General features: G+C 59.0%; 8 protein-coding genes. 4 read left to right on the forward strand and 4 right to left on the reverse strand.

Translation table 11 applies throughout. The annotated features are described in order from the left end of the window. The 3 genes from phnP to WBR57_RS29785 form a co-directional block, all read left to right on the forward strand. The coding region (phnP, locus tag WBR57_RS29775) for a phosphonate metabolism protein PhnP (protein ID WP_424089108.1) at positions 1 to 662 on the forward strand (662 nt) is incomplete at its 5' end. Positions 663 to 906: 244 nt separating this feature from the next. After that, positions 907 to 2883 carry a M10 family metallopeptidase C-terminal domain-containing protein gene (locus tag WBR57_RS29780; RefSeq protein WP_424089110.1) on the forward strand — a complete coding sequence of 659 codons (1977 nt, stop codon included), beginning with the start codon at positions 907 to 909 and terminating at the stop codon, positions 2881 to 2883. 88 nt (positions 2884 to 2971) lie between these two features. Then, positions 2972 to 3349: a type II toxin-antitoxin system HicB family antitoxin gene (locus WBR57_RS29785; protein ID WP_424089112.1), complete on the forward strand. Its 378-nt coding sequence runs from the start codon at positions 2972 to 2974 to the stop codon at positions 3347 to 3349. A gap of 6 nt (positions 3350 to 3355) precedes the next feature. On the opposite strand, the gene WBR57_RS29790 is transcribed toward WBR57_RS29785, so the two are convergent. Then, positions 3356 to 4552: an MFS transporter gene (locus WBR57_RS29790; protein WP_424089114.1), complete on the reverse strand. Its 1197-nt coding sequence runs from the start codon at positions 4550 to 4552 to the stop codon at positions 3356 to 3358. Positions 4553 to 4730: 178 nt separating this feature from the next. Between WBR57_RS29790 and WBR57_RS29795 the strand changes: the two genes are divergently transcribed. Then, positions 4731 to 5345 carry a DUF5666 domain-containing protein gene (locus tag WBR57_RS29795; protein WP_424089116.1) on the forward strand — a complete coding sequence of 205 codons (615 nt, stop codon included), beginning with the start codon at positions 4731 to 4733 and terminating at the stop codon, positions 5343 to 5345. Between the two features lie 69 nt (positions 5346 to 5414). Here the strand turns inward: WBR57_RS29795 and WBR57_RS29800 are convergent, their stop codons facing one another. The 3 genes from WBR57_RS29800 to WBR57_RS29810 form a co-directional block, all read right to left on the reverse strand. Next, positions 5415 to 6419 (reverse strand): sulfate ABC transporter substrate-binding protein, encoded by a 1005-nt coding sequence (locus WBR57_RS29800; protein WP_424089118.1) that lies wholly within the window; start codon positions 6417 to 6419, stop codon positions 5415 to 5417. A gap of 105 nt (positions 6420 to 6524) precedes the next feature. Next, a complete protein-coding gene (locus tag WBR57_RS29805; RefSeq protein ID WP_424089120.1) occupies positions 6525 to 7349 on the reverse strand; it encodes an ion transporter in 825 nt (274 codons plus the stop codon). A 31-nt stretch (positions 7350 to 7380) separates the two neighbouring features. Then, positions 7381 to 7601, reverse strand: a 221-nt coding sequence (locus tag WBR57_RS29810) for an urea transporter (RefSeq protein ID WP_424089122.1), incomplete at its 5' end; no start/stop codon positions are given.

The following is a 7601-nucleotide window of genomic DNA, read 5'->3' on the forward strand; positions in this document are numbered from 1 at the left end:
ATGCCAGCCTGCGCCGCCGCCCCTGCAGCGCGTTGATCGAGTGCGGCGACCAGCGCTGGTTGATCGACAGCGGCTTGCCCGACCTTACCGAGCGCTTCCCGCCGCGCAGTTTCAACGGGATTTTGCAGACCCACTACCACGCCGATCATGCGCAAGGTTTGCTGCATTTGCGCTGGGGCCAGGGGCTGGTGATTCCGGTGCACGGGCCGGCGGACCCGGAGGGGTTGTCCGACCTCTACAAGCACCCAGGCATCCTCGATTTCAGCCAGCCCTTTGCCGAGTTTGAAACGCGGGTGTTCGGTGAGTTGCGTGTCACGGCGTTGCCGTTGCAGCATTCCAGGTTGACCCTGGGGTATTTGCTGGAGGGGCAGGGGCGGCGCCTCGCCTATCTCACCGACACGGTGGGTTTGCCGCCTGCAACGCTGGCCTGGTTGCAGCGCGAGCCGCTGGATGTGCTGGTGCTGGATTGCTCCATGCCGCCGCAGCCGCAGGCGCCGCGTAATCACAATGACCTGACGCTGGCGTTGCAGAGTATCGAGGACACCGGTGCGCAGTTGGGGGTGTTGACCCATGTGGGGCATACGCTGGATGCGTGGTTGCTGGCACATCGGCAAGAGTTGCCGCGTACTGTCACGGTGGGTTGGGATGGGCGGGTACTTTAAACACGCCCGCCTGAATGTGGAACTTTGAAAGTGTAATTGTAGGTATTTATGTGCCGTGGGTTGTTAGTTGGCCCTGTGTTTGCGGGCGAGCAATATTCTGCGGCGGTTTAATGTGTGAGCGTGAAATACTCTCGGGTTGGCGTTAACTTTTAGTTTGTGGGACTTTACGGCGGCGGCAAGTTGAGACTTCCGCAGTCGCGGCCTTTTCACGGGGCTGGTTATAAAGTTTTTCAAAGGATGTTTTATGAAAGTCGCCCATTCGCACGTTAATCAATATGCAGCCGATAGTGAACTTCCTACACTGAGTAATCCTGCTTTCGCACAACTTCCAGCGGCGTCAAATACTATAGGTTATAAGCCCTCGTACAGCACGGACAACGCCGCCAATCAGATCCTGCGTGAGGGGTATCGGCACTACGATCGTAATGGCGACGGAAGGATCGAGCTGTCCTTTAGCATCGACACTGCATTCTCCCCGCAACAGCAAACCGCCATCCGCAGAGCGCTGCAAGCCTGGCAGGACGTGACCAATATTGTATTCAAGGAGCGCGCAAGCGGCACGGACGGCTCCATCACGATCGAGGCCGACCCTAGTACCAGCGGCGGTATTTCAAATTTGCCTAGTGTCCGCCATGGCAACATGAAAACCAAAATCGGAACGAAGAAAGCTGATGCTCACCCAAAAAATGGCGACTATTTTTTATTGACCACCGTTCATGAATTGGGGCATGCACTAGGGTTGGGTCATCCTGGCGACTATGGCAAGGGCGTGGACAGTTATGCGGGCACGCCTTACCAGCAAGACACCCGGGCGCATAGCGTGATGAGTTATTGGGACGAAACTAATCAACCGGGCCATGACTTCAAACACCATAATGCTGCCGTGCCACTGAAAGATGATATTGCCGCCGTGCAGGCACTCTATGGCGCCAACTACAACACCCGTAGTACGGACACCAGGTATGGTTTTAAATCCAATACGGGCAGTGAATACTTCAGTCTTAAATCTTCGAACGACAAAGCTATCTTTTCAATATGGGATGGGGGTGGGAACGACATCCTGGATCTCTCCGGATTTTCCGAAGATCAGAACATCAATCTGCAAGCCGAGTCGTATTCCGACGTCGGCGGTTTGAAGGGCAATGTTTCGATCGCCAAGGGCGTCGTTATCGAAAACGCCACGGGCGGTTCGGGCGACGACGACATCAGGGGTAACCAGGTGGGCAACCGAATCACCGGTGGGGCGGGGGCGGATACCTTGACAGGCGGTGGCGGCGCAGATGTATTTGCCTACGATTGGTCGAGTGACTCGACCCCTGACCGGTATGACCAGATTCTGGATTTTACCAGCGGCACGGACAAAATTGATCTTTCCGGTCTATTGGAAAACGCCGCGATCAAGCACTTCAGGGTGGTCGAGCATTTTACCGGGCGGGCTGGCGAATGCGTCCTGAGCTATGACCCCGACACTGGGTACAGCAGCCTGAGCCTTGACCTGTCGGGCAGGGGCAAAGCCGATTTCTTTATCGGGATCGTGGGCGGCATTCAGGCTGACGATATTGTCACGGGCGAACAATCCGAGCCTGGCCTCAATGCGGGCGATACCGTCTATGGGTTCAATGCCAACGCCGCTGACCGCGCCATGCGCCTGCATGCCCGCAGCGGCGCACCCGACTTCGTCGTACAGGACGCCGACGGCAATGACACGCTGGACTTTTCCGGCTTCCGACAGAAGCAGATCATCGACTTGCGCGAGCGCGCAGCCTCCAGCGTCGGCGGCAAGCGCAACAACGTCTCGATAGGCGAGGGCGTCACCGTGGAGAACGCGATCGGCGGCTCAGGCCGGGACAGGATCATCGGCAATATGGCCAACAATGTCCTCACCGGCGGCGGCGGGGGCGATGAGTTCTGGGGTGTGGGGGGGAGAAATACATTCAAATACAACCAGTTCAGCGACTCGAGTGTGTATGACCCAGACCAGATCATGGATTTCGCCAGCGGCGAAGACACGATTGATCTGACGGAGCTGGCGGAGAAGTTGCGGACCCCCCTGCGACGGGTGGAGGCCTACACCGGCCGCGTTGGCGATACGGTCGTCAAACAGGACCCACAGACCGGCCGCTTCTATGTCGGCATAGACCTGCTGGGAAAGCGCCAGTCGGACTTCCTGATTAAAAGCGCGCGGTTGATCAGGCCCGAGGACGTGCTCGGCCTGCGTTGAGTGCGCGTTACGTCGGTTTCGACGTCAGCACGGCAGGTTTTCCAACATCCAGTAAAACAGCCGTCAGTCGGGATGAATGATTTTGTGCTTGAGTAACTTCACTGCCACCGGCATTCAGATTCCCGATATCCCAGGCGCCGTCACTGCCGGGGATTGTTTTGAAGAGGCCTATAACGCGGCGGTAGAAGTCGCGCACATCATGTTGCAAGAGATCGCGGCAGAGGGTGGGATGATTCCGATGCCAACGTCGGTGGCCCATTATCACGCCCATGAAGACTACGCCGGCATGGGGTGGGGGATGTTGGAGTTGGACATCTCGCCGTATCTGGGCAAAACCGAGAAGGTCAATGTGACCTTGCCCGGTTATGTCATCCAGCGCATCGACCGTTATGTGCGCGAGCACAAGGTCAAAAGCCGCTCGTCATTTCTGGCGGACGCGGCGTTGGAGAAGTTGGTGCGTTCCTGAGGGCAATCAGGCGGTAGCGACTGCGGCCCTGCGCGACGCACTCAGGAAGCGCAACAACGCCACCAGCGGAAACGCGCTGCCCACCAGCATCACGCCCAGCCAGCCGCCGTGCTCGTACACGCTGCTGGCGATGGCCGAACCGAAGGCACCGCCGATGAAGATGCTGGTCATGTACAGCGCGTTCAGGCGGCTGCGGCTGTTGGCGTCGAGGGCGTAGATGGTGCGTTGGCCGAGGACCATGTTCATCTGCACGCAAAAGTCCAGAACCACGCCGGTGACTGCCAGGCCGATCACGCTGTACAGCGGGTGCACGAAGGCCGGCAGGAAGCTCAGCACCGCAAACACCATCGCCAGCAGCGAGGCGCGATAGGTGTGGCCAGCGTCGGCGAGGCGCCCGGCAATAGGCGCGGCGATGGCGCCAATGGCACCGACCAGGGCGAAGATCGCGATCTGGGTCTGGCTCAGGCCGTGGTTGCGTACCAGTTCCAGCGGAGCGGCGGTCCAGAACAGGCTGAAGGTGGCGAACATGCAGCCTTGGTAAAAGGCGCGTTGGCGCAGCAACGGCTGTTCACGCAGCAGGGTGCCGAGAGAGCGCAACAGCTTGCCGTAGCTGGCGCTGTGGTCGGGCTGGCGCTTGGGAATGGTCAGCATCAGCACCACGCTGATAAACGCCATCAACGCGGCAGCCGCCATGAACATCGCGCGCCAGCCGAAGTGGTCGGCCACCACGCTGGACACCGGCCGCGCCAGCAGGATGCCGAGCAAAAGGCCGCCCATGATGCTGCCGACCACCCGCCCACGGGACTCGGCAGGGGCCAGGTGCGCGGCCAGCGGGATCAGGATTTGCACCGAGACGGAACTGAATCCGATCAGCAGCGACACAAGAAGGAACAAATTCGGCTGCTCAGTGAACGCTGCGCCCAGTAGGCTGGCGATGGCCACCACGGTGGTGGTGATCATCAGCTTGCGGTTTTCCAGCAGGTCGCCCAGCGGCACCAGGAAGAACAGACCCAGTGCATAACCGATTTGCGTCAGGGACACGATCAAGCTGGCCATTGCGGGCGTCAGGCCGATGTCCGGTGCAATCAGCTCGATGATTGGCTGCGCATAGTAGATGTTGGCGACGATGGCGCCGCAGCAGAACGCAAACAGCATCACCATCCCGCGGGTCATGGTGCTCGTAGTGTGTGAGGTTGCGTTCATGGTGTTCTCGTAAAAGCGAAGGAAGATGGCGAGCGAGATTAATGGCCTGAGCCCGCGGCGAGTAGGCCGTTGGCGGTGATAACACTCATGCCGGAAATTAATGACTGAAACGTTAACTTTTCCAACCGACGCCAATGATACATTCAGAAACAACTGCCGAAACAGGAAATCCACTTTCATGAAAATCAGTTTGAACAAGATGATCCTGGCTTCAACCCTCGCCGCAGCCATGGCCGTTGGCCTGGCGAACGCTGCCGAGGCGCCGCGTGTCGGCGTACGCGGCTCCATCACGGCGATTGACGGCAACGCCATGCACGTCAAGGTCAACAGTGGTGAAGAAGTGACCGTGCACTTGACCGAGGCCACCCAGGTACGTGCCGTTACCCTGGCCAAGATCGATGAAATCAAGCCTGGCAGCTACATCGGTTCGGCTGCCATGCCCAACGCAGACGGCACCTTGACCGCCCTCGAAGTGCACGTGTTTCCCCCGGCCATGGCCGGTACAGGCGACGGGCACCGTGCATTTGATTTGAAAGAAGGCAGCAGCATGACCAACGGCACCGTGGGCGACCTGGTGGTCAGCAACGGGCGAACCCTGACCGTCAAATACAAAGGTGGCGAGCAGAAGATCGTGGTGCCGGATGATGTGCCGATCGTCAATCTGGAGCCGGGCGATCGCAGTTTGCTCAAGCCGGGAACGAAAGTGGTGTTGTTTGCGGCGCAGGGGGCGGATGGGAAAATCACGGCCCAGGCGATTTCGGCGGGCAAGGATGGCGTGACACCGCCGATGTAACTGCACAACACAAAACAAATGTGGGCGCGAGCAAGCCCGCTCCCACATTTTTTTACCGCGTTTCTTCAGTTATTGCCCGCTGTAGATCTGGTCGAAAACCCCACCATCATTGAAGTGGGTTTTCTGCACGGTGCGCCAGTCACCAAAGGTCTTATCCACCGACAGGAAGTCGACTTTAGGGAAACGGTCGGTGTACTTGGCCAGCACCTTCGGGTCACGTGGGCGCAGGTAGTTGTTGGCCGCAATTTCCTGGCCTTCCGGCGACCACAGGTACTTCAGGTAATCTTCTGCCGCCACGCGAGTGCCTTTCTTGTCGACCACTTTGTCGACCACCGACACCGGCGGCTCGGCTTCGGCGGACACGCTTGGGTAGATCACTTCGAACTGATCACGGCCGAATTCACGGGCGATCATTTCCGCTTCGTTTTCAAAGGTCACCAGCACGTCGCCGATCTGGTTGGTCATGAAGGTGGTGGTCGCCGCGCGGCCACCGGTGTCCAGCACCGGCGCTTGCTTGAACAGTTTGCCAACAAATGCCTTGGCCTTGTTTTCGTCGCCGCCGTTCTTCAACACGTAGCCCCAGGCCGACAGGTAAGTGTAGCGGCCGTTACCCGAGGTTTTCGGGTTGGGCACGATCACTTGCACGCCGTCTTTGAGCAGGTCTGGCCAATCTTTCAGGGCTTTCGGGTTGCCTTTGCGCACGATAAACACTGTGGCGGACGTGAATGGCGCGCTGTTGTTCGGCAGGCGTGTCACCCAGTTGTCCGGCACCAGTTTGCCGTTGTCGACCAGGGCGTTGATGTCGGTGGCCATGTTCATGGTGATCACGTCCGCCGGCAGGCCGTCGATTACCGAGCGCGCCTGTTTGCTCGAACCGCCGAAAGACATCTGCAGGGTCAACTTGTCATCCGGGTGCTCGGCTTCCCAGTGCTTCTGGAAAGCGGCGTTGTAGTCCTTGTAGAAGTCGCGCATCACGTCATACGAGACGTTGAGCAGTGTAACGGGGGCGGCCTGGACGGCGCCCGCCAGGGCCAGGCCGGCGGCCAGGAGAGAGGCGCTAACGAGTTTTTTCACTGCTCATTCCTTGTTGTTCGAGAAGGTTGTCGATTGAGTAAGGGCAATTTGCCAGCGACTATAGCTGGACGCGCATAGACGCTTAAAGACTAAAACGAACTTTGCTTATTCCACTTTCTTGAAAAGCGCATTGCCGCAACGCGAGCAAAAGGCCGCGTTGGGTTCATGGCTGTCTTTTTTGCACACCGGGCAATCGGTTTGCAGCTGTGCACCGCGCATGGCGCTGGCCAATTCGGCGGTGAAAATCCCTGTCGGCACGGCGATGATCGAGTAACCGGTGATCATCACCAGCGACGAAATCACCTGGCCCAGCGGGGTCTTGGGCACGATATCGCCAAAGCCCACGGTGGTCAGGGTCACAATCGCCCAGTAGATGCCCTTGGGAATGCTGGTAAACCCGTGTTCCGGGCCTTCGATCACGTACATCAAGGTGCCGAACACCGTCACCAGCGTGCACACGCTGACCAGAAACACCACGATTTTCTGTTTGCTGCCGCGCAGCGCGGCCATCAGGTAGTTGGCCTGTTTGAGGTACGGGCTGAGCTTGAGCACGCGGAAAATCCGCAGCATTCGGATGATGCGGATGATCAGCAGGTACTGCGCGTCGCTGTAATACAAAGCGAGGATGCCGGGGACAATCGCCAGCAAATCCACCAGCCCATAAAAGCTGAACGCATAGCGCAGCGGCTTGGGCGAGCAATACAGGCGCAGGCCATATTCGATGGCGAAGATCAGCGTGAAGCCCCACTCGATATAGGCCAGCACGTCGGCATAGTTCTGGTGGACCTGGTCGATGCTGTCGAGCATCACGATCACCAGGCTGGCGAGGATGATCAGCAGCAGGATCCCGTCAAAGCGCCGCCCGGCGACTGTGTCGCTCTGGAATACCATGACATAGAGCCGCTGCCGCCAATCGTTGTTGCTGTCCATAAAACCCGCCTGAATCGAATATCGGGCAAGCCTAGGGGGATTCGAACGGGCTGTCCATGCGGGGTTTGCCGAGTATTCGGCGACCTGCGCGCACCAGCCAGCAGGCAAGGATAAACGGCCCGGTCAGGGCGGGCAGGTGCAGGGCGGCGAACCCCGGCGTGAGGATGATCGCCAGCACGATACCGAGCAGCGGCAGCCAGGGTTGGCGCCGTGTCTGGCTCAGGGCCAGGGCCGCCAGCGCGGGGTTGTAGC

It is taken from the genome of Pseudomonas sp. (assembly GCF_049590575.1).
Taxonomy (GTDB): domain Bacteria; phylum Pseudomonadota; class Gammaproteobacteria; order Pseudomonadales; family Pseudomonadaceae; genus Aquipseudomonas.